This window comes from Empedobacter stercoris, assembly GCF_025244765.1.
Lineage (GTDB): Bacteria > Bacteroidota > Bacteroidia > Flavobacteriales > Weeksellaceae > Empedobacter > Empedobacter stercoris.
Window position 1 is genome coordinate 2,688,614 of the sequence record NZ_CP104209.1, and the last position, 20,504, is coordinate 2,709,117.

The window sequence follows — 20,504 nt, forward strand, 5'->3', positions numbered from 1 at the left end:
TTAAGTCAATAATAATGACATAATCTTATTAAAAATTAAACCTATGTTTTTGTGTAGTTAACTATAAAAAGTTTAAAGTTTAATTTGCTTCTTACTGTTTAATATCCATGATATCTCGCAAAACATTTCCGAAGATATTAAATCCAAGAACCAATAACATGATGGCTAAACCTGGTAGGATTGCCAAATGTTGTTTCCCAAGAATGATATGGTTGTAATGTTCTTTGATGATATTTCCCCAAGACGGAGTAGGAGGTTGTGCGCCAATTCCAAGGAAACTAAGCCCACTTTCTACTAAAATTGCCGAAGCAAAATTGGCTGCCGATATCACAATAATAGGAGCAACCACGTTGGGTAATATTTGATTGAAGATGATTCTTGCATCCGAAAAACCTAAGGCTTTTGCTGCTTCTACAAATTCTTTTTCTCTGTACGATAAGAATTGTCCACGTACAACACGGGCAACTTCTACCCACATCGTTAGACCAACGGCAATAAATATCTGCCAAAATCCTTTTCCAATAGCCAAAGTAATGGCAATAACCAATAGTAATGTTGGGATAGACCACACTACGTTTATCAGCCACATAATCATGTTATCGACTGTTCCCTTGTAATATCCTGCGATAGCGCCCAGGGAAACTCCTACAAGTAATGAGATGAATACTGCGATAAACCCGATAAGAAATGAAATTCTTGTCCCGATGATTAACCTCGAATAAAAGTCTCTTCCATACGAATCTGTACCAAGAAGATAGGTTTTTGTATAGATATATTGTTTCTCTATATCTTTTGTTTTGATGTTATGCTTTGTCCAATTTGATGCATCTATGGTAATAGGTTCGCCACTAAGTCCGTTTCCTAAATAAGGAACATAGGTAATATTTTGTCCATTGATCTTGTAAGATGAGATACTTATTTGTTCCGAATCGATCTCTTTCCCAAATATATAATCAGTAAAACTTGTTTCTCCTGTATAATTAGGTAATGGAATTTCGATTGTTTTTTGCTGATAACCTATAGGTGCATATGCAATGGTTAGGTCTTGTCTGTTTGCATTTTCTGTTTTGTCTGTCGCAAAGATATAGGCAAAAATAGAGATAATTGCAGCCAATACTATTACACCAAAAGAAAGAACACCAAGGGTGTTCTTTCTTAATTTATTGAATACTATTTGTGAAAATGAACCGTTTTCTTGCTCCATTATTTTAGATCTCTTAAAACGTTAACCGCTTCGTTTAAATAAAAGTCTTTTTGCATTCCTTTGAACCAATTGTTACGTTTTGCTTTTAAGACAGTATCAGTTTTAGTTGTTGTCAAGTCGTTTTGATTCATTGTAAACTTGAAGTTGTTTTTGTACTTATCTAAAGTTTCGAACTTTTTGATTTTATCTTCGCGTGTTTTACGGTATGTTTTATAATCTTCTAAGTTCAAAGGAATCTCTTTCACCTCTTCCATTGATTTGATGAATTTGAAACTTTCGTTCATTAGTTTCAAGTGAGTGTTATTTTCTAAACGAGCTTTGCTGTTGGCTTTTACTTTTGTTAAATCGAAAGTTGTAGGCCATTTTGCAATAACCAATGGTTTGATTTGATCCCAGTTCAAAGCTTCTGGTCGAGAAGCTTCGCTGATATCTTCGTAAGTGAACTGATCAACTAAAGAAATATCCGACTGAACTCCTTTTAATTGTGTTGATCCTCCGTTAACTCGGTAGAATTTTTGTATTGTTAACTTCACTGCTCCATACTCATCACTTCCTGTTTGACGGTCTAAAGGCAAGATAGTTTGTACTGTACCTTTACCAAAGGTTTGAGGCGATCCCACGACAACAGCACGACCATAGTCTTGCATAGCTGCAGCAAAAATCTCTGAGGCAGATGCAGAAAGCTCGTTAACCATGACAACTAATGGCCCGTCGTATGCGATAGAATTATCTTTGTCTTCGTGAATTTTAAGCATTCCGTCACTACGTCTCACCTGTACAATTGGTCCTTCTTTGATGAACAATCCAGAGATTTTAACTACCTCTTCTAATGAACCACCACCATTGTTACGAACATCGAAAATAAGACCTTTGATGTTTTCCTTCTTCAATATTTCAATTTCTTTCTTGATGTCTTCGGAAGGGTAACGACCACCTTCTTTACCCATCGGGGTATAAAACTCAGGTAAATAAATCATTCCATATTTATCTCCTTTGTCGTCGGTAATTACAGAGGAACGAGCAAACACTTCTTCAGCTTCGATTACTTCACGAATCAAAGAGATTTGTTGTTGAGAACCGTCTTTTTTCTTAATTGTTAAGACAACTTCTGTTCCTTTTTTCCCTTTGATTAGGCGAATGGCATCGCTCAAAATCATTCCAACAATGTTTTTCGCTTCACCGTCTTTCCCTTGAGCAACTTTTATAATTTGGTCTCCGACTTCTAATTTACCGCTTTTCCATGCTGGACCTCCAACGATAAGTTCTGCAATTGTTGCGTAACCTTTTTTATCTTGAATCTTGGCTCCAATACCTTCCATTTGTCCAGACATTTCGAATTCGAAATCTTCTTTGCTCGTTGGTGAGAAGTAAGTTGTGTGGGGGTCGTATTGTTCTGTGTGCGAATTCATGTAAATAGAGAAATAATTTTCGCGTTTTGTTTGCTTGATGCGACGGAAATAATCAGAAATTAAATCTTTTACTTCTTCACGTGCTATCTTTTCAACTTCTGCAAAAGGAGTATCTTTTGTGATTTTCTTTTTGTCTTTGTCAGCCAAAGGATCTTTAGCATCTTTTAACGAAGTAGAATTGTTCAAGGTGTCTTTCTTTTCACCTTTTACGTCATCTTGCATAGAAATGATTTCCAACATTACGTTGTATTTCAGGTATTTGCGCCATAAATCTTTTGCTTCGTTTTTATCTTTAGCGTATTTAGACGTTTTGTAATCGATATTGAAATTCTCTTTTTGATTGTAATCAAAAGGTTTCGATAATGCTTCCATCGAATATTTTTCCGCTTCAGCAATACGTTTGTAAATTGTATCTACAGATGCATTGTAAAAGTTTAAATTTTCTGTTTTATAATAATCATCTAAATTGTGAAAATCTTTTTTGAATAAATCATAATCAGATTGCAAAAGAAAGCGTTTGCTTGGATCTATATATTCTAAATATTTATTGAATACATTTTCTGAAAATTTATCATCAACTGTTGCAGGTTTATAGTGTAGATAAGTTAAGGTATTTCGTGTGTTTTTTACAATTAACTTTTCTCTTTCTTCGTCAGTGTCTAACATGGGTTTGCAAAAGCAAAAAGCAAGTAAACTCATTGATAAAAACGATAGTAAAACATACGTTTTTTTAATTAACATATTGCGATGGTGTTATATAAATTAATAATTTAAGTATCCTTCAAATATAAAACAAAAAGAAATTAGAAGGAAGTTTTTTACATTTGTATAAATGATGAATAAAAGTAATAAATAAATATGGAAAGACCGCTAATTTTAGTTACAAATGATGATGGGGTAACTGCGCCTGGAATAAGAGCGTTAATAGAAGTTGCAAAAGAGTTTGGGGAAGTTTACGTTGTAGCGCCTGATAGTCCACAAAGTGGAATGGGGCATGCGGTTACGATTAATTCGACTTTATTTTGTGATGAGATTGAAGTTGATGCAGAAGTAAAAGAATATGCGTGTTCGGGAACACCGGTAGATTGTGTAAAATTAGCTGTTTCGCAAATTTTACCTCGTAAGCCAGATTTGTGTATTTCTGGAATTAATCATGGATCGAATTCGTCTGTGAATGTGATTTATTCCGGAACTATGTCTGCCGCTGTAGAAGCTGGAATAGAAGGGATTCCTGCAGTTGGATTTTCGTTGTGTGATTTTTCGTACAATGCAGATTTTAAAGCAGGAGAAAAGTTTGTTAAAACAATTATTGCACAAGTTTTGGAACATAAATTACCAAAAGGAGTGGTGTTGAATGTTAATATTCCGAAATTGAAAGAAGAGGAAATTAAAGGAATTAAAGTTTGTCGACAAGCAGACGCAAAATGGGAAGAAAAATTTGATCGTCGCGAAGATCCTCGTGGTAGAAAATACTATTGGATGAGTGGTGAGTTTAAAAACTTAGACAAAGGAGAAGATACTGATGAACGAGCTTTAGCAGAAGGTTATATTTCTGTTGTTCCTGTTCGTTATGATTTAACAGCGCATCATTTTTTGACAGATTTAAGAAACTGGGAGTTGTAACTTTGTTCTAAGTTCTAAGTTCTAAGTTCTAAGTTCTAAGTTCTAAGTTCTAAGTTCTAAGTTCTAAGTTTTTAGTGGAATCATTTTGAGTTTGTCGAGGAATCTATGAGCTTTTAATGATTTAGAAGAATATGAATGAATGCAGAAATAGAAATGAGTTAATTCAAATAAAAAAGGACTTCATTTTAGACTGCACCCAAAAGTTTGGACAGATTAAAAATTAATAATTATAAAAATGAGTTCGATATTGTATCGGGCTCATTTTATTTAAGTTCGATTTTATTCTATCGTTATTGTAATAGTAAATGTATTGTTTTATTTCTTTTTTTAGCTCTTCAATAGAATTAAATTTTTGTAAATAAAATAGTTCCGATTTCAGTATTCCGAAGAAATTCTCGATAATAGCATTATCTAAGCAATTTCCTTTTCTACTCATACTTTGTATGATTCCTTTTTCATTTAATAAAGCCTGATATTGTTTCATTTGATATTGCCATCCTTGATCGGAATGTAATATCAAATCTTTGGTGTCTTTCGTTATTTTAAATGCCTTTTTAAGCATTTGAGTTACTTGATTAAAAACAGGTCGTTCGCTTAACTCATAGCTGATAATTTCTTGATTGTACAGATCCATTATCGGTGATAAATATAGTTTTTTATCTTTTACTTTAAACTCGGTAACATCTGTTACCCATTTTTGGTTGGGTTTATCAGCCTTAAATGCTCTTTGCAAGATGTTTGGTGCAATCTTTCCTTGTTCTCCTTTGTAAGATTTGTATTTTTTTCTTCGAATCAAACTCTTTAATCCTAAGCTATTCATCAGTTTAAGAACAGTTTTATGATTGATGATAGTTCCTGATTTTCTTAATTCATCGGTAATTCGTCGATAGCCATATCGCCCTTTATGCTGATGATAAATGGATTTTATCTTAAGTTTTAATTCCTCGTATTTATCTGTTTTACTACGTGAAATATGATAGTAAAAGCTGCTTCTAGCCATATGTGTACAATCTAAAAGTAAATTTAGATGAAATTCTGGCCTTAATTCATTTATGGCTTGTGTCCAAGTTTCTTTTGTTTTTCTTCCTCGGCTTGAATTAAGGCATTGAACTTTTTTAAGAGTGCAACTTCACAACGTAAACGTTCAATCTCTAACAATAGTTCTTCTTCTCTTGATAATGGTTGTTTCGATTTTTTAGGTCCACCCTTAGATGTGCTCATAGTCTTGGGACGGCCTTTTGGTTTGGGTTTTAATCCGTCTATTCCAAAGGTAGCAAAATCTTTTTGCCATTTTATAATAACCGATTCACTTGGAATATTAAATTTAACTCTGGCTTCTCGTAAACTAAGATATTGACTAGTTATAGTCTTAATAACTTTCAACTTAAATTCAACGCTATACGTTTGGTTTTTTTTAGGTTCTATACCTGAAATTCCTTGATTATGATAATCAGAAACCCATTTCTTTAATAAAGAAGCATGTATATTTTCTTTTTTACTAATTGAACGTATTGTTCGATGTTTTTCTAAAACTTCTTTCACACAGCGTAACTTAAATGCTACACCATATTTTACTTTTCTTGTCATAAAAAATGCCCCCAAAAGTGTCTAACTTTTTGGGGGCAGTGTATTTGAAGTCCTTTTTTATTGTTATATAATTGTGAGAATTATTTTAAAGTTTTTTTCTCAGCTTCACGATAGAAAGTTTCTTTCTGATCGTTTCCTAATGTTTTGTATGCTTGAATTAAGTTACGAATAACCAAACGATTTTCTGGTTGAATTTCGTACATTTTTTCAAGATAAGGAACTGCTTCTGTAAACAAAGCTTTACGTTTTGTTTCGTTTGCATTGTAAATTTCCTTCTCTTTTTTTGATGTTCCTAAATTGTTGTTCATCGCTTCAACAATTTCTTTGTCTGCTTGTAAAATAGCTAACACTAAATTGTTATAAGATTCGAAATGTTTTGGGTTTAACTCAATCGATTTTTGGAACATTTTTTTAGCCTCTTCTGTTTTAGATTTATCATCTAAATATAAAACGCCTAAGTTGTAATAGTTTTGCGCATCATTTGGATTAATTTTAATCGCTTCTTCGATACGTTTTAACATTTTGTCAGAATTTCCAGATACTTGGTAGATTGCAGTCGCAATGGTGTTGATGTCAGCATCAGTAGGGTATTTATCAATAGCTTCTTCTACAATTGCATCGTGTTTTTTTGCATTGTATAAACCATTAAGAGCTAAAATATACATATCACGGTTGTAATCTTTTGTTTGATTAGCCGATTTACCTGTGAATCCTTTTGCAGCTAATTCTTTCAAAATTGTTAATGATTTGTCATAATCATTTGCATTGTAAAAACAGATTGCAGCTTGGTATTTATATATATCTTCTTTTGTACCTAAAGCTTCAACTAAATTATAAACGTTCAAGAATTTTGTTCCTGCTTCTGTGTATTGTTTAGCATCCATTGCTTTGTTAGCAGCGTCTAATTCTTTGTTCGCTAAAGTAGAAACTTCTGATTGCAATAAGAAACCATATTTTGGTTGTAATGCAACTTCTTTTGCTTTTGCATAATTACCAGCTGCAGTTGCTTTATCTAAATCAGCTTGAGAATAGTAAAACTCATCTTTTTTAGTGTCTTTATTTTTGACTTGCCAAACTTTGCCGTTTTCGTATTTAGATAATTTTGCTAAATCTTGACTTGCTTTTGTAACGTCACCTTTTGCTAAGTTTTCTTTTGCTAATTTATTGTATTTTTCAGCTAAAACTGTAGGTTCTGTTGTTAATTCTTCTGAGTTTGTTTGAGCAAATGATGTTGACATTGCTAAAACTAAACTTAAACTAAATAATAATTTTTTCATTGATTATTCATTATTTGGATCCTCAGCAGGTGTTTCATTTGCTTGAGTTTCGTTGTTTTCGTTTGTATTTTCTACAATAATTGGATTTCCTTCTTCATCATGTTCCACTTCGTTTTCCAATTCTTCTTCAACTTGCACTTTTGCAATAGCTGCAATTTCATCGTTCTTTTTCAGGTTAATCAATCGAACACCTTGCGTTGCGCGACCCATTACACGAATTTCATCTAAACCTGTTCTAATTGCAACTCCAGATTTATTGATAATCATTAAATCATCTTCATCTGTAACCGCTTCAATTGCGATTAATTTACCTGTTTTGTCAGTGATATTTAAAGTTGTGACACCTTTTCCACCACGATTTGTTTCGCGGTAATCTTCTATAGATGAGCGTTTTCCATAACCTTGTTCAGAAACGACTAATACAGTCTCTTTTTCTATATCAGTTACAACAATCATTCCGACAACTTCATTATCAGGTTGATCACCTAAGTTAATTCCACGAACACCTGAAGCAGTACGACCCATTGGACGAACTTTTTCATCTTCGAAACGAATTGCTTTACCATATTTAGAAGCGATCATAATTTGGGATTTACCATTTGTTAATAATGCTTCTAATAATGTATCACCTTCACGAACTGTAATTGCGTTAATACCATTTGCACGTGGACGAGAATAAGCTTCTAAAGATGTTTTCTTGATGATACCATTTTTAGTTACCATAATTACGTAATTATTATTTACGTATTCTTCGTTCATTAAATCGTGTGTTAAGATATAAGCTTTTACTTTGTCATCTGGTTCGATGTTGATTAAGTTTTGTATAGCTCTACCTTTAGATGTTTTAGAACCTTCTGGAATTTCATATACACGCATCCAAAAACATTTACCTTTTTCTGTAAAGAATAACATGTATTGGTGATTAGATGCTGAAACCATATATTCTAAGAAATCTTCGTCACGAGTTGTAGCAGCTCTGTTACCAACTCCTCCGCGAGATTGTTTGCGGTATTCTGAAAGTGGTGTACGTTTGATATAACCCATGTGAGAAATTGTTAAAACAACTTGTTCATCAGGAATTAAATCTTCTATATTTAAATCACCACCTGCATAATCGATCTCTGTACGACGTTCATCACCATATTTTTTACGAACTTCTAATAATTCGTCTTTGATAATTTGCATTCGTAAATCTTTGTTTGCTAAAATATCTTTTAAGTGATTAATCATTTTCATGATTTCTTCGTACTCTTCACGAATCTTATCAATCTCAAGACCAGTTAATGTACGTAAACGTAAATCTAAGATGGCACGTGCCTGAATTTCTGATAACTCAAAAGCTTCCATTAATCCTGTACGAGCATCCTCTGGTGTTGCAGATTCGCGAATAATTTTAATTGCACGGTCCAAATCATCTTGTGTTCCGATTACTTTCATGTAACCTTCTAAGATGTGTGCTCTTTCTTGTGCTTTTCTTAATTCGTATTCAGTACGACGAATAACAACTTCGTGACGGTGTTCTACGAAATGATAAATCATATCTTTCAAGTTCAATTGCTCTGGTCTTCCATTTACCAAGGCAATATTGTTTACACTGAAAGATGATTGTAATTGAGTGAATTTAAATAATTTATTTAAAACTACGTTAGGAACTGCGTCCATTTTTAAGACATAAACGATACGCATACCTTTACGGTCAGATTCGTCACGAATCTCAGAAATACCATCTAATTTACCGTCTTTTACCAACTCAGCAGTTTTTGCAATCATGTCTGCTTTGTTAACTTGGTAAGGAATTTCTGTTACGATAATACAATCGCGCCCATGTACTTCTTCGAAATTAGTTTTTGCACGTAAAACAACACGTCCACGTCCAGTTTCGAAGGCTTGTTTTACTCCGTCGTAACCATAAATAGTACCTCCAGTTGGGAAGTCTGGTGCTTTGATATATTGTGTTAATTCGTCAATTGTAATTTCACGATTATCAATATAAGCGATAGTTCCGTCAATAACTTCTGTTAAGTTGTGCGGAGCCATATTTGTAGCCATACCAACTGCAATACCAGATGCACCATTCACTAATAGGTTAGGAACACGTGTTGGTAAAACCGTAGGTTCTTGGATTGTATCGTCGAAGTTTAGTTGAAAATCAACTGTTTCTTTATCTAAATCAGCTAATAATTCGTCTGATATTTTTTGAAGTCTTGCTTCAGTATAACGCATTGCAGCGGGTGGATCTCCATCTACAGAACCGTAGTTACCTTGTCCGTCAACTAGTAAGTAACGCAAAGACCAAGGTTGTGCCATACGTACCATAGTGTCGTAAACAGAAAGGTCGCCATGTGGGTGAAATTTACCTAAAACTTCCCCTACAATACGTGCCGACTTTTTGTAAGAACGATTAGAAAAAACACCTAATTCATACATTCCGAATAATACTCTACGGTGTACAGGTTTTAAACCATCACGCACATCCGGAAGCGCACGAGATACGATTACCGACATCGAATAATCGATGTAAGCGGATTTCATTTCATCCTCAATGTTAATTGGGATTAGTCTTTCTCCTTCAGTCATATTGTTTTGTTATATAAGGTGGCTAATATACGAATTTTAAGCAAAAAAAAGACTGATAAAAACAAGATATTTGATGTTTTATGAAACTTTTAAGGATTCATTTTACATCGTTCCGAAAATTGGTTGATTTGATTAAGTGAAACAAAATGTTGATAAGTTTTAATTGTTATTGTTTTAATTTTCTCTTGCTTAACAAAAAAATGTTTTTATATTTGCACTTCGAAAATTACAAAGTGTAGAACGGAACGCGGTTTACTATTAATTCAGCTTTTTTGTAATTTTCTATCATTTTGATTTTTGAATTAATAATATTAACTGTATATTTGCAACCCATTCGAGTAATGGATTAGAAACTTAGTAAAGATGAGTAAGAGAACATTTCAACCAAGTAACAGAAAAAAAAGAAACAAACACGGATTCCGTGAGCGTATGGCTTCTAAAAACGGGCGCAAAGTATTAGCTGCTCGTAGAAAGAAAGGAAGAAAAGCATTAACTGTTAGTGAAGTAAGAGCTAAAAGATAATCGCTACAATTCATAAAAAATAAGCTTGAAGGTCGTTCTTTCAAGCTTTTTTTTTACATTTGTTTTAAAGACTGTAATAAGTATGGAAGCTAAAAATGTAATTGAGTTAAGTCAATCATCTATATATCAAAGAAATCATTTAGTATTATCGGACGTTAATTTTACACTAAACGAAGGTGAATTTGTTTATCTAATCGGGAAAACGGGAAGTGGAAAAAGTAGTTTGTTAAAAGTACTTTATGGTGATTTACCACTACAATCAGGGCAAGGAGCTGTGGTTGGAATGGATTTGAAATCATTAAAAACAAGTAAAATTCCAGACCTTAGAAGGCATTTAGGGATTGTCTTTCAGGATTTCCAATTATTAACAGACCGTACAGTTGAACAAAATTTAATCTTTGTTTTGAAGGCTACAGGTTGGAAAGATAAAGCGACAATTGATAAACGTATCGATGAGGTTTTAGATGCAGTAGGTATGTTGTCTAAAAAGAAAATGATGCCATTCCGTCTTTCAGGTGGTGAGCAGCAGCGTGTTTCTATTGCTCGTGCTTTGTTGAATCATCCAGAATTGATTTTAGCTGATGAGCCGACAGGAAACTTAGATCCAGAAACTTCAAATGACATAATGGATTTGTTGTTATCTGTGTCAAAACAAAATAATTGTGCAGTTTTAATGGCTACACATGATTACGAAATTATTCGTCGTTATCCTGCTCGTAAAGTACGTTGTGAAGACGGAAAATTATTTGAGGTTACTGAAGCAATCACAGAATAAAAATTTATATACAATATAATTTTAAAGAAAGAGTTTACTTAGTTGTAGACTCTTTTTTTTATATATTAAACTAATAAAATGTTTAGAGATAAACCATTACATTTTGTAAGCATGGACACGCCTTTTCCTCCAAGTTATGGAGGAGTGATAGACGTGTTTTTTAAATTACAGGCTTTTCATCAATTAGGGGTAAAAGTGTATTTACATGTTTTTGGATTTAAAGAAAATAAAGAGAGTGGTTTAGAAAAGTATGCTGAAAAAGTCTACTATTATCCTATCAAGCAAAATCCTTTTTTGGTTTTTAATAAATCTCCATTTTCAGTTTGTTCAAGAAATGGAAATAAATTATTTGAAAATATAACCAAAATTGACGCACCAATTTTTTTTGAAAGCCTTAAAACGACAGATATTATTCGAAAATTTAATTTATCAAATCAAAAAAAATATTTAAGATTACATAATATTGAGCAAAATTATTTTGAAGGTTTAGCTTTAAGTGAAACAAATATTTTTAAGAGAGTGATGTATTACTTAGAAGCTAAAAAGTACATTAAATATGAGCCGATTATGAGTCATTTTGATCAAATTTTCACGTTGTCTAATTATGAACAAGATTATATATATCAAACGTTTTCTAAAGGTAAATTTATACCTGTTTTTCATGGGAATAATACCTTTTTTAATTTAAAAGGTTGTGGTCATTATGCCTTGTATCATGGGGATTTAAGAGCAGCAGATAACCGTAGAGCTGTAGAATTTTTGATTGATGTTTTTAACGATATAGATTATCCTTTAATCATCGCTTCAAGTTCTAAACAAGCATGGGTTGAAGATAAAATAGTTGGTAGAAAGAATATTAAATTTATTTACTTAGAAGATTTTAAACATCTGTTAACGTTGTTTAAAAATGCTCAAATGAATATTAGTTGGTCTTTTCAGCAGTCTGGAACGAAATTGAAAGTTGTAAATGCATTATTTAATAGTCGATATTCTATTATTAATGACAATGTGATAGATGACGATCATATTCGTCAATTATGTATTGAAGTTAAGAATAAAAAGGAGCTTATTGAACAAATTAATTTATTGAAAAATAAACCATTTATTGCTTCAGAAACTTACAAATCTATTTTAGAAACTTATTTAAATGACAGAATGAATGCAAAAAATATTTTAAACGAAATTTTTTCTTAAATTTAAATACAATTAACAACGAATATGCGCAGAGAAAATTTTGCAGATTTAATTTTACAAAAAATTAAAGACCAAAAAGACACTATAAAACAGCAATATCATACTTCTAAAAATAAAATTGGATATTTTTGGATAGATGATTTATTGCCAAAAGATTTAGCATTGGAAATTAATGAAAACTTTCCTTCTAAAGATGAAATGGTTTTGAAAAAAAGTTTGAAAGAAGATAAATATATCGCTGTTCAAATGAACCAATATCATCCTATTTTGGAAGAGATTATTTATGCTTTTCAAGACGAAAGAATTGTGAGTTTGATTGCAGAAATATGTGATATAAAGCAACCTATTCCAGATTCTTCTTTGTATGCTGGCGGATTGTCGATGATGGGGAATAAACAATTTTTACAACCACATTTAGATAATTCTCATGATGCAAAAAGAGAATTATGGCGCGTATTAAATTTATTGTATTATGTGACACCAGATTGGAGAGAAGAATATGGAGGAAATTTAGAAATTTGGCAAAATGGATTGAAGAATGAGCAGATTACAATTTTTAGTAAATTCAATCGATTAGCTGTAATGGCGACGCATAATGAATCGTTGCATTCGGTTTCACCAATAAAATATGAAGGGTTTAGAAAATGCGTGTCGAATTATTATTTTTCGAAAGAACCTTTAAGAGAAACAGATTCGTTTCATGTTACATCTTTTAGAGGGCGTCCTGAACAAAAAGTGTTGGATCAAGTTTTACAAGTTGATAATGCGTTGAGAATGGGGGTTAGAAAGGTTTTTAAGAAAGGAGTAGTCGAAAATCCGCATGTATATAAAAAAGAAAAAGAATAGGTTAAGGAGATTAACCTATTTTTTTATTTGTTCAAAAATTGCTTTAAGTTTTATTTCTTCGTTTTCCCAACAAAGTTCTTTTGCAGCTTTTGCAAGATTTTCTTGGTAACTTCGTTTTCCTTCGTTTAAGATCTCTTGTAATGTTTCGGCCAAATGTTTTGGTTCATGGTTTATAATCACTTTACCTACGTTGTATTCTTCTACCATTTTTTTTATCTCTGGTAAATTTGTCGCTAAAATAGGAACTCTTGCTTGAATAAAGTCAAATAGTTTATTCGGTAGAGCATAGCGATAGCTTAAACCTAAATCTTCTTCCAAACTCATTCCTACATCAGCTAAAGGTGTTATGGTTTTTAAAGTTTTTGGGGGGATATTTCCTAAAAAATGAATGCGATTTGTAAGGTTTAAATTTTTTACCAATTGCTCGTATTCTGCTTTTTTTGGACCTTCTCCAGCAATCCAAAATTGACAATTTTCGACATACTTAAATGCTTCAATCATTTTATCGATTCCTCGACTCATATTGATTGCTCCTTGATACATTAAAATTTTGTCATTCGTTGGATTTTCGGGTAAGCGAAAGAAAATAAAATCTTGTTTATCATTCAGTTTTGTTCGATTGGGAACATTTCTAATCACAACCGGATTAGCGCCATATTCTTTATGAAACCAATTAGCATATCCATCACTAACGGTGTAAAAATGATTGATTTTTGGAAGTAAGAATTGTTCTAAAGTTTTCCATATTTTTTTTGTTTTTGGACGATTCTGAAGTGATGGTAACTCTGAGAAAATCTCATGACTATCAAAAACTAAAGGTCTATTTTTGATTTTGCTGACCAAGTAAAAAGGGAATAAACTGTCCAAATCATTTGCTAATAAAATGGTCTTTTTATCTGTTTTTTTTAATAAAGTAAAAAATAATTTCCAATTAAATTCGGCATACATTTTCATCGTTGATTGATTATTCATCTCAATCAAATGCGTTTTGTATGGTTTATTCAAATTTGGCTTTCCTTTTAATGTTGCGCCAATTAATTCTACATCATATCCAAATTTCAATAAAGAATGACAAACTTTATCTAATCGTTGATCCGTTTCAATATTATTTAATACTGCAGAAAGAATTTTCAATGTTGTGGTTTTTAAAGGTTATTTTCCAGGTTTAAAAGCAATATAATAAGCCTGTACTAAAAATAATAACGCATTCGGAATAAGAACTGGCCAAGCCTCAATCATTGCAGCATAAATCACAAAACATATACACCCTATTGCATTGATAATACGAATGGTTGTGATTTTTGAAAAAAAGAATGCTAGTACAATAAAGACTGAAGCTAAATAGCCAAAAATATCAGCTATACCAATATTAGATAAAAAATCCATAAAATGATAAATAAGAATGATAAAGTATAGGCAAAATTATGAAAAATAAGTCGATAACTTTGTGTAAATTTGCACAATGATAGAAACTTTATCAAAGATAAAACACAAAGATTCGCCAAATTTCTTTTTACTTGCTGGTCCATGTGCCATCGAGAATGAGGATATGGCTTTGAGAATTGCTGAAAAAGTAATTAACATTACTGATAAATTAGAGATTCCTTATGTTTTTAAAGGATCTTTCAGAAAAGCAAACCGTTCTCGTATTGATAGTTTTACAGGAATTGGAGATGAAAAAGCATTGAAGATTATTCAAAAAGTAGGCGAAACATTTGATGTTCCTACAACAACGGATATTCATGAACCTTTTCATGCAGAAATGGCTGCAGCTTATGTAGATGTTTTACAAATTCCTGCTTTTTTGGTTCGTCAAACGGACTTAGTTGTTGCTGCTGCAAAAACAGGGAAGCATGTTACGCTGAAAAAAGGACAGTTTCTTTCGCCAGAAGCAATGAAATTTCCTGTTGAAAAAGTGACAGATTCAGGTAACAATAATGTAGCTATAATCGAACGAGGAACAATGTTAGGTTATGGTGATTTAGTGGTGGATTATCGTGGAATTCCTGTGATGCAAAACTATGCGCCAGTTATTTTAGATATCACGCATTCATTACAACAACCAAATCAAGCTTCGGGTGTTACAGGAGGAAAACCAGAGTTAATCGAAACGATTGCAAAAGCTGGAATTGCTGTAGGTGCTGACGGTATTTTTATCGAAACGCATCAAGATCCTAAAAATGCAAAAAGCGACGGAGCAAATATGTTACAATTAGATTTGTTAGAAGGATTATTAACGAAATTAGTTAGAGTTCGTCAAGCAATTCTTTAATTTTTTTTTTAAGAATTCAATGATATTAAATAATACTTAATCAACTTGATTAAGTATTTTTAATTTTTTAGATATGAATAATTTAATCCAAAAATACAATATTCCAGGACCTCGTTACACAAGTTATCCTACAGTTCCATTTTGGGACAATAATGGATTTACAAAACAAGGATGGGTGGAAACTTTCCAACGATCTTTTGATGAAAGTAATGCAGAAGAAGGAATATCAATTTATATTCACTTACCTTATTGTGAGTCTTTGTGTACATTTTGTGCATGTAACAAACGTATTACTAAACAACATTCGGTAGAAATTCCTTATATTGATACAGTTTTGAAAGAATGGAAATTGTATGTAGATTTATTTTCATCTCGACCAAAAATTAAGGAAATTCATTTAGGAGGAGGAACACCAACTTTTTTCTCTTCAGAAAATTTGAAGAAATTAATTGATGGTATTTTTGAATATGCGGATGCTGCCGAAGGACACGAATTTAGTTTAGAAGGACATCCGAATAACACAACAAAAGAACATTTACAAGTATTATACGATTTAGGCTTTAGACGTATTTCGTATGGTGTACAAGACTATGATCTTAAAGTTCAGAAAGCGATTAATCGTGTTCAACCTTTCGAAAATGTGAAAAGAGCAACAGAAGAAGCGCGTGAAATTGGTTTTTCATCGATTTCTCACGATTTGATTTTTGGGCTTCCTCATCAAACAATGGAAGGAATGTTAGAGACGATTAATTTGACAAAACAACTTAATCCAGATCGTATTTCTTTTTATAGTTATGCACATGTACCATGGATAAAAGGAGTTGGACAACGTGGTTTTCATGAAGAAGATTTACCTACGCCAGAATTGAAACGTGCTTTGTACGAAGAAGGAAAAAAAATGTTCGAAGAAATGAATTATTTCGAAATAGGAATGGATCACTTTGCATTAGAACACGATTCGATGTATCAATCGATGAAGGAGCATACATTACACCGTAATTTTATGGGATATTCTTCTTCGAAAACACAATTAATGGTAGGCTTAGGAGTTTCTTCTATTAGCGATTCTTGGTATAGTTTCGCACAAAATGAAAAAACAGTAGAAGAGTACGAAAAATCAATCCATAACGGAGAATTATCCGTTTTCAAAGGTCATATTTTATCAGAAGAAGATTTAATTATGCGTCGTCATATTCTAAATTTAATGTGTAATTTAGAAACTTCTTGGGCTGATGAAAGTATGAGATTTGATGATGTAGAGCGAATTAAAACGATGTTACAAGGCATGGTAGACGATAATTTGATTGAATTTGTAGAAAATGGTTTAATCGTGAAAGAACAAGGACGTCCATTTGTTCGAAATTTATGTATGACATTCGATAAGAGAATGATAGATAACGAGCCTGAAACACGTATTTTCTCAATGACAATCTAATAAAATAGATAAATGTTTTAAACTTTATCAAAAAAAGTATATATTTGAATATCTCAAACAATGAAAGAAATAGAAATTCACGGTAAAAAATTTATTCCGTACATCGCATTTGAAGAAATAGAACACGCCATCAAAAATATGGCAAACGAAGTTTATGAAGAATACAAAGACGAAAGGCCGATTTTTGTCGGAGTTTTAAACGGAGTTGTCATGTTCTTTAGCGATTTCTTAAAACAATATCAAGGAGAATGTGAGATTTCTTTCTTGAAGTTAAAATCTTACGAAGGAACAGAATCAACAGGAAAAGTTCAAATTGAGATGGATATTCCGATGAGTGTTGAAGGACGTCATGTAATTATTTTAGAAGATATTGTAGATACAGGTAATACGTTAGTAGAATTGCACCGTATCCTGAAAGAGAAAAAGGTGAAGTCTTTGAAAGTAGCTACTTTATTATTTAAACCAGATGCTTACAAAAAAGAGTTGAAAGTAGATTTAGTAGGAATTTCTATTCCTGACAAATTTGTAGTAGGTTATGGATTAGATTTTGACGGATTAGGAAGAAATTTACCAGATATTTATCAAATAAAACATTAAACAACATGCTAAACATTGTATTGTTCGGACCTCCTGGCAGTGGTAAAGGAACACAAGCTAAATTTTTAGAAGAAAAATACCAAACTCCTCAAATTTCTACAGGAGACTTGTTCCGTTTCAACTTAAAAAATGAAACAGAATTAGGTGCACTTGTAAAATCTTACATGGACAAGGGGCAGTTAGTTCCAGACGAGGTGACAACAAATATGTTGGTTGATCATTTAGACAATAATCCAAATGAACAAGGATATATTTTTGATGGATATCCACGTACTACGTCACAAGCAGAGGCTTTAGATAAAATCCTTGCTGATAAATATAACAACGAAGTTTCGATTACATTGGCATTAGTTGTCGATGACGAAATTTTAGTAGAACGTTTATTAGAGCGCGGAAAAACATCTGGACGTGCAGATGATGTAGACGAAAAAATAATTCGTGATCGTATTACTGAGTATTACCAAAAAACTGCAATTGTAGCTGAACACTACAAAGCACAAGGAAAATGGGTTGAGATTGATGGAGTAGGTTCTATTGAAGATATTACTGAAAAGTTAAACGCAGCAATTAAAGAAGTTTTGTAAGAACAACTTTATATAGAAATAAAAAGGATTCTCGATTGAGAATCCTTTTTTTATTATCAAGTTTAATTTATTTAGTCAAACTTTGTACGAGTTATTTGCCTTCAACCAATCCTTTGCAAATATTCTTTACAATAGCAGGACCTTCGTAAATAAAACCAGTGTAAACCTGTAATAAACTTGCACCAGCTTCCAACTTTTCTTTTGCATCTTCGGCTGTATGAATACCGCCAACACCAATAATAGGAAAGGCTTTGTTCGATTTTTCTGAAAGATAACGAATGACTTCTGTCGAACGCTTTTTAAGTGGTTTTCCTGAAACGCCGCCTGTTTCTTTTACAATCTCTGGATCAGAATTTAATCCTTCTCTTGAAATGGTTGTATTAGTAGCTATAACTCCAGCAATTTTAGATTCTAACACGATTTCAATAATATCGTCTAATTGAGAATTGGTCAAATCGGGAGCGATTTTAAGTAAAATAGGCTTTGGTATTTCGTGTTGGTGATTGTATTGTTGCAAATATTTTAAGATGTACAATAAGGGTTCTTTTTCTTGTAAATCCCGTAATCCTGGTGTGTTTGGCGAACTTACGTTCACGACAAAGTAATCAACATAATCAAACAAAGCATTGAAACATTTCACATAATCATCAACCGCATCTTCGTTTGGAGTGACTTTATTTTTACCAATATTTCCACCAATGATATAACGCTCGCGATGAGGTAATTCTTTTATTTTTTTAACAGCATAGTCAACACCTTTATTATTAAATCCCATTCGATTAATAATTGCTTCATCTTCAACTAAACGAAACATTCGAGGAGCTTCGTTTCCGGGTTGAGGTTTTGGTGTAACGGTCCCAATTTCGATAAAACCAAATCCGAAGTGGTTCAATTCTTCGATGTATTCAGCATTTTTATCAAAACCTGCAGCTAAACCAATTGGATTTTTGAACTTGATTCCAAAAACTTCACGTTCTAAACTTGGATGATTGAATTGATAAAATTTATCTAATAGTTTTCCAACACCAGGAAATGCAACATAATTTTTTAGGTTACGCATAACAAAATGATGCGCATCTTCAGGCTGTAATTGAAATAGAATTTGCTTGACTTGTTTGTACATGCTGCAAAATTAAACATATCCGATAAATATTCAACTCAACTATTCATCAGTTTTACAATATTTTGAAACTTAACAATTAGATTTTAATAAACAAATTAGAAATCGTACTTTTGCAGACTAATTAAAAGAGAGAAAATATGCAATCAAATTTTGTTGACTACGTAAAAATAAATTGTAGAGCCGGACATGGAGGTGCGGGTTCAGCAAGTTTGCATCGCGAAAAATATATTGACAAAGGAGGACCAGATGGTGGAGATGGTGGACGTGGAGGAAACATTACACTTGTAGGAAACTCAAATCTTTGGACATTGTTAGAATTTCGATTTAAAAAACATTTCCGTGCGCAAAATGGTGGTCGAGGAGGTAAATCTCGTTCAACTGGTGCTGATGGTGAAGATATTATTTTGGAAGTTCCGATTGGAACAATTGCCAGAGATGAAGAAGGAAATATTATTGGCGAAGTAACAGAAAATGGACAAAAATTAATTATTGCAAAAGGAGGAAAAGGAGGTTTAGGAAACTGGCATTTCCGTTCTGCAACACGTCAAACACCTCGTTATGCACAACCAGGTATAGAAGGAGATGAACTTTATGTTACATTGGAGTTGAAAATTTTAGCTGATATTGGATTAGTAGGTTTTCCAAATGCTGGTAAATCGACTTTGTTATCGGCTGTCTCGGCTGCAAAACCTAAAATTGCAGATTACGCATTTACAACTTTAACACCTAACTTAGGGATTGTTGATTATCGTAATCACCAGTCATTTATTATGGCAGATATTCCTGGGATTATCGAAGGAGCAGCAGAAGGAAAGGGACTTGGACATCGCTTCTTACGTCATATCGAGCGTAATTCGAATCTCTTGTTTTTGATTCCTGCGGATGCAGAAGATTATAAAAAAGAATATGAAATTCTGTTGAATGAATTGAAAAAATTTAATCCAGAATTATTAGATAAAGGACGTGTTTTAGCTATCTCTAAATCAGATATGTTAGATGATGAATTGGAAGCTGAAATTAGAGCACAATTACCAACTGATATCGAAACAATATTTATTTCGTCAGTTTCTGGAAAAGGAATTACAGAATTGAAAGATTTATTGTGGAAAAAATTACATGAATAATTAATTATTAAAGATAAAAAAAATGTTTGGAAATTTTGGAGACATCATGGGAATGATGGGAAAAATCAATTCATTTAAAGATAAATTTTCTGATTTAAAGAATGAATTAGACGGAGAAATTTTTACAACTACTTCTAACGACGGAAAAGTAAAAATTACCATGTCTAAATTGGCAACAGTAAAAGATATTGAACTTGCTGAAGGAATGGAGAAAGAAGAGATTGAGGATTTATTAGTAATGACGTTAAACAAAGCGTTAGAGCAAGTAAAAACAGAAGCAATCGATAGAGCGAAGAAAACTGCTCAAGAAAACTTACCAAACATTCCTGGAATGCCTTTCTAAAAAGAGATTGAT

Annotated in this window: 19 protein-coding genes; 11 read left to right on the top strand and 8 right to left on the bottom strand. The window is 32.5% G+C overall.

All coding sequences use genetic code 11. The features are described from left to right. Positions 1-91: 91 nt before the first annotated feature. Together NZD85_RS12750 and NZD85_RS12755 are read right to left on the bottom strand one after the other, a co-directional pair. The gene (locus NZD85_RS12750) at positions 92-1,204 is read right to left on the bottom strand and encodes an ABC transporter permease (RefSeq protein ID WP_260542155.1); all 1,113 of its coding nucleotides are present in this window, start codon (positions 1,202-1,204) and stop codon (positions 92-94) included. Then, complete coding sequence (locus NZD85_RS12755) at positions 1,204-3,279, bottom strand: carboxy terminal-processing peptidase (RefSeq protein WP_260542157.1); 2,076 nt, start codon at positions 3,277-3,279, stop codon at positions 1,204-1,206. Before NZD85_RS12755 ends, NZD85_RS12750 begins: the two co-directional genes overlap by 1 nt. A 192-nt stretch (positions 3,280-3,471) precedes the next feature. On the opposite strand from NZD85_RS12755, the gene surE reads away from it, so the two are divergent. Continuing rightward, positions 3,472-4,236 carry a 5'/3'-nucleotidase SurE gene (gene surE, locus NZD85_RS12760; protein WP_171623219.1) on the top strand — a complete coding sequence of 255 codons (765 nt, stop codon included), beginning with the start codon at positions 3,472-3,474 and terminating at the stop codon, positions 4,234-4,236. 220 nt (positions 4,237-4,456) lie between these two features. Here the strand turns inward: surE and NZD85_RS14815 are convergent. The 3 genes from NZD85_RS14815 to gyrA all read right to left on the bottom strand — a co-directional run bounded on the left by NZD85_RS14815 (position 4,457) and on the right by gyrA (position 9,677). After that, positions 4,457-5,823, bottom strand: a protein-coding gene (locus tag NZD85_RS14815; protein WP_396127066.1) for an IS3 family transposase whose coding sequence is annotated in 2 segments (ribosomal slippage) — positions 4,457-5,364 and positions 5,364-5,823 — 1,368 coding nt in all. Because the reading frame shifts where the segments join, the coding sequence is not laid out codon by codon here. Positions 5,824-5,903: 80 nt separating this feature from the next. Then, a complete protein-coding gene (locus NZD85_RS12775) occupies positions 5,904-7,100 on the bottom strand; it encodes a tetratricopeptide repeat protein (RefSeq protein WP_188319129.1) in 1,197 nt (398 codons plus the stop codon). A 3-nt stretch (positions 7,101-7,103) separates the two neighbouring features. Next, positions 7,104-9,677 carry a DNA gyrase subunit A gene (gene gyrA, locus NZD85_RS12780; protein ID WP_260542166.1) on the bottom strand — a complete coding sequence of 858 codons (2,574 nt, stop codon included), beginning with the start codon at positions 9,675-9,677 and terminating at the stop codon, positions 7,104-7,106. A gap of 363 nt (positions 9,678-10,040) precedes the next feature. On the opposite strand from gyrA, the gene rpmH reads away from it, so the two are divergent. The 4 genes from rpmH to NZD85_RS12800 all read left to right on the top strand — a co-directional run bounded on the left by rpmH (position 10,041) and on the right by NZD85_RS12800 (position 13,014). Beyond that, positions 10,041-10,199: a 50S ribosomal protein L34 gene (gene rpmH / locus NZD85_RS12785; RefSeq protein ID WP_019974979.1), complete on the top strand. Its 159-nt coding sequence runs from the start codon at positions 10,041-10,043 to the stop codon at positions 10,197-10,199. 82 nt (positions 10,200-10,281) lie between these two features. Further along, complete coding sequence (locus NZD85_RS12790) at positions 10,282-10,974, top strand: cell division ATP-binding protein FtsE (RefSeq protein WP_171623222.1); 693 nt, start codon at positions 10,282-10,284, stop codon at positions 10,972-10,974. A 78-nt stretch (positions 10,975-11,052) separates the two neighbouring features. Continuing rightward, a complete protein-coding gene (locus NZD85_RS12795) occupies positions 11,053-12,168 on the top strand; it encodes a P-loop NTPase family protein (protein ID WP_260542171.1) in 1,116 nt (371 codons plus the stop codon). Between the two features lie 24 nt (positions 12,169-12,192). After that, positions 12,193-13,014 (top strand): 2OG-Fe(II) oxygenase, encoded by an 822-nt coding sequence (locus tag NZD85_RS12800; RefSeq protein ID WP_260542173.1) that lies wholly within the window; start codon positions 12,193-12,195, stop codon positions 13,012-13,014. A gap of 15 nt (positions 13,015-13,029) precedes the next feature. On the opposite strand, the gene NZD85_RS12805 is transcribed toward NZD85_RS12800, so the two are convergent. After that, on the bottom strand, positions 13,030-14,148 hold the full coding sequence (locus NZD85_RS12805) for a glycosyltransferase (RefSeq protein WP_171623225.1): 1,119 nt from the start codon (positions 14,146-14,148) through the stop codon (positions 13,030-13,032). Positions 14,149-14,166: 18 nt separating this feature from the next. After that, positions 14,167-14,400 carry a uroporphyrinogen decarboxylase gene (locus tag NZD85_RS12810; RefSeq protein WP_171623226.1) on the bottom strand — a complete coding sequence of 78 codons (234 nt, stop codon included), beginning with the start codon at positions 14,398-14,400 and terminating at the stop codon, positions 14,167-14,169. Positions 14,401-14,476: 76 nt separating this feature from the next. Between NZD85_RS12810 and kdsA the strand changes: the two genes are divergently transcribed. The 4 genes from kdsA to NZD85_RS12830 all read left to right on the top strand — a co-directional run bounded on the left by kdsA (position 14,477) and on the right by NZD85_RS12830 (position 17,902). Next, on the top strand, positions 14,477-15,286 hold the full coding sequence (kdsA, locus tag NZD85_RS12815) for a 3-deoxy-8-phosphooctulonate synthase (RefSeq protein ID WP_171623227.1): 810 nt from the start codon (positions 14,477-14,479) through the stop codon (positions 15,284-15,286). 73 nt (positions 15,287-15,359) lie between these two features. Beyond that, positions 15,360-16,721, top strand: a complete 1,362-nt coding sequence (hemN, locus tag NZD85_RS12820; RefSeq protein ID WP_260542180.1) for an oxygen-independent coproporphyrinogen III oxidase — start codon at positions 15,360-15,362, stop codon at positions 16,719-16,721. 60 nt (positions 16,722-16,781) lie between these two features. Continuing rightward, complete coding sequence (gene hpt / locus NZD85_RS12825; protein ID WP_171623229.1) at positions 16,782-17,318, top strand: hypoxanthine phosphoribosyltransferase; 537 nt, start codon at positions 16,782-16,784, stop codon at positions 17,316-17,318. 5 nt (positions 17,319-17,323) lie between these two features. After that, a complete protein-coding gene (locus NZD85_RS12830; protein WP_171623230.1) occupies positions 17,324-17,902 on the top strand; it encodes an adenylate kinase in 579 nt (192 codons plus the stop codon). 91 nt (positions 17,903-17,993) lie between these two features. Here the strand turns inward: NZD85_RS12830 and NZD85_RS12835 are convergent, their stop codons facing one another. Continuing rightward, entirely contained in the window at positions 17,994-19,025 is a 1,032-nt protein-coding gene (locus NZD85_RS12835; RefSeq protein ID WP_260542182.1) for a quinone-dependent dihydroorotate dehydrogenase, read from the bottom strand. A gap of 137 nt (positions 19,026-19,162) precedes the next feature. Here NZD85_RS12835 and obgE point away from each other — a divergent pair, with 137 nt between their 5' ends. Beyond that, complete coding sequence (gene obgE, locus NZD85_RS12840) at positions 19,163-20,149, top strand: GTPase ObgE (protein ID WP_171623232.1); 987 nt, start codon at positions 19,163-19,165, stop codon at positions 20,147-20,149. 22 nt (positions 20,150-20,171) lie between these two features. Then, a complete protein-coding gene (locus NZD85_RS12845; protein ID WP_038333099.1) occupies positions 20,172-20,492 on the top strand; it encodes a YbaB/EbfC family nucleoid-associated protein in 321 nt (106 codons plus the stop codon). Positions 20,493-20,504 lie beyond the last annotated feature (12 nt).

Coding starts and splice junctions, on each gene's coding strand:
- gyrA (WP_260542166.1), bottom strand. CDS start 9,677: ATGACTGAAGGAGAAAGACTAATCCCAATTAACATTGAGGATGAAATG.
- NZD85_RS12800 (WP_260542173.1), top strand. CDS start 12,193: ATGCGCAGAGAAAATTTTGCAGATTTAATTTTACAAAAAATTAAAGAC.
- obgE (WP_171623232.1), top strand. CDS start 19,163: ATGCAATCAAATTTTGTTGACTACGTAAAAATAAATTGTAGAGCCGGA.
- hemN (WP_260542180.1), top strand. CDS start 15,360: ATGAATAATTTAATCCAAAAATACAATATTCCAGGACCTCGTTACACA.
- NZD85_RS12755 (WP_260542157.1), bottom strand. CDS start 3,279: ATGTTAGACACTGACGAAGAAAGAGAAAAGTTAATTGTAAAAAACACA.
- NZD85_RS12830 (WP_171623230.1), top strand. CDS start 17,324: ATGCTAAACATTGTATTGTTCGGACCTCCTGGCAGTGGTAAAGGAACA.
- NZD85_RS12775 (WP_188319129.1), bottom strand. CDS start 7,100: ATGAAAAAATTATTATTTAGTTTAAGTTTAGTTTTAGCAATGTCAACA.
- rpmH (WP_019974979.1), top strand. CDS start 10,041: ATGAGTAAGAGAACATTTCAACCAAGTAACAGAAAAAAAAGAAACAAA.
- NZD85_RS12790 (WP_171623222.1), top strand. CDS start 10,282: ATGGAAGCTAAAAATGTAATTGAGTTAAGTCAATCATCTATATATCAA.
- NZD85_RS12795 (WP_260542171.1), top strand. CDS start 11,053: ATGTTTAGAGATAAACCATTACATTTTGTAAGCATGGACACGCCTTTT.
- NZD85_RS12845 (WP_038333099.1), top strand. CDS start 20,172: ATGTTTGGAAATTTTGGAGACATCATGGGAATGATGGGAAAAATCAAT.
- surE (WP_171623219.1), top strand. CDS start 3,472: ATGGAAAGACCGCTAATTTTAGTTACAAATGATGATGGGGTAACTGCG.
- hpt (WP_171623229.1), top strand. CDS start 16,782: ATGAAAGAAATAGAAATTCACGGTAAAAAATTTATTCCGTACATCGCA.
- NZD85_RS12810 (WP_171623226.1), bottom strand. CDS start 14,400: ATGGATTTTTTATCTAATATTGGTATAGCTGATATTTTTGGCTATTTA.
- NZD85_RS12750 (WP_260542155.1), bottom strand. CDS start 1,204: ATGGAGCAAGAAAACGGTTCATTTTCACAAATAGTATTCAATAAATTA.
- kdsA (WP_171623227.1), top strand. CDS start 14,477: ATGATAGAAACTTTATCAAAGATAAAACACAAAGATTCGCCAAATTTC.
- NZD85_RS12835 (WP_260542182.1), bottom strand. CDS start 19,025: ATGTACAAACAAGTCAAGCAAATTCTATTTCAATTACAGCCTGAAGAT.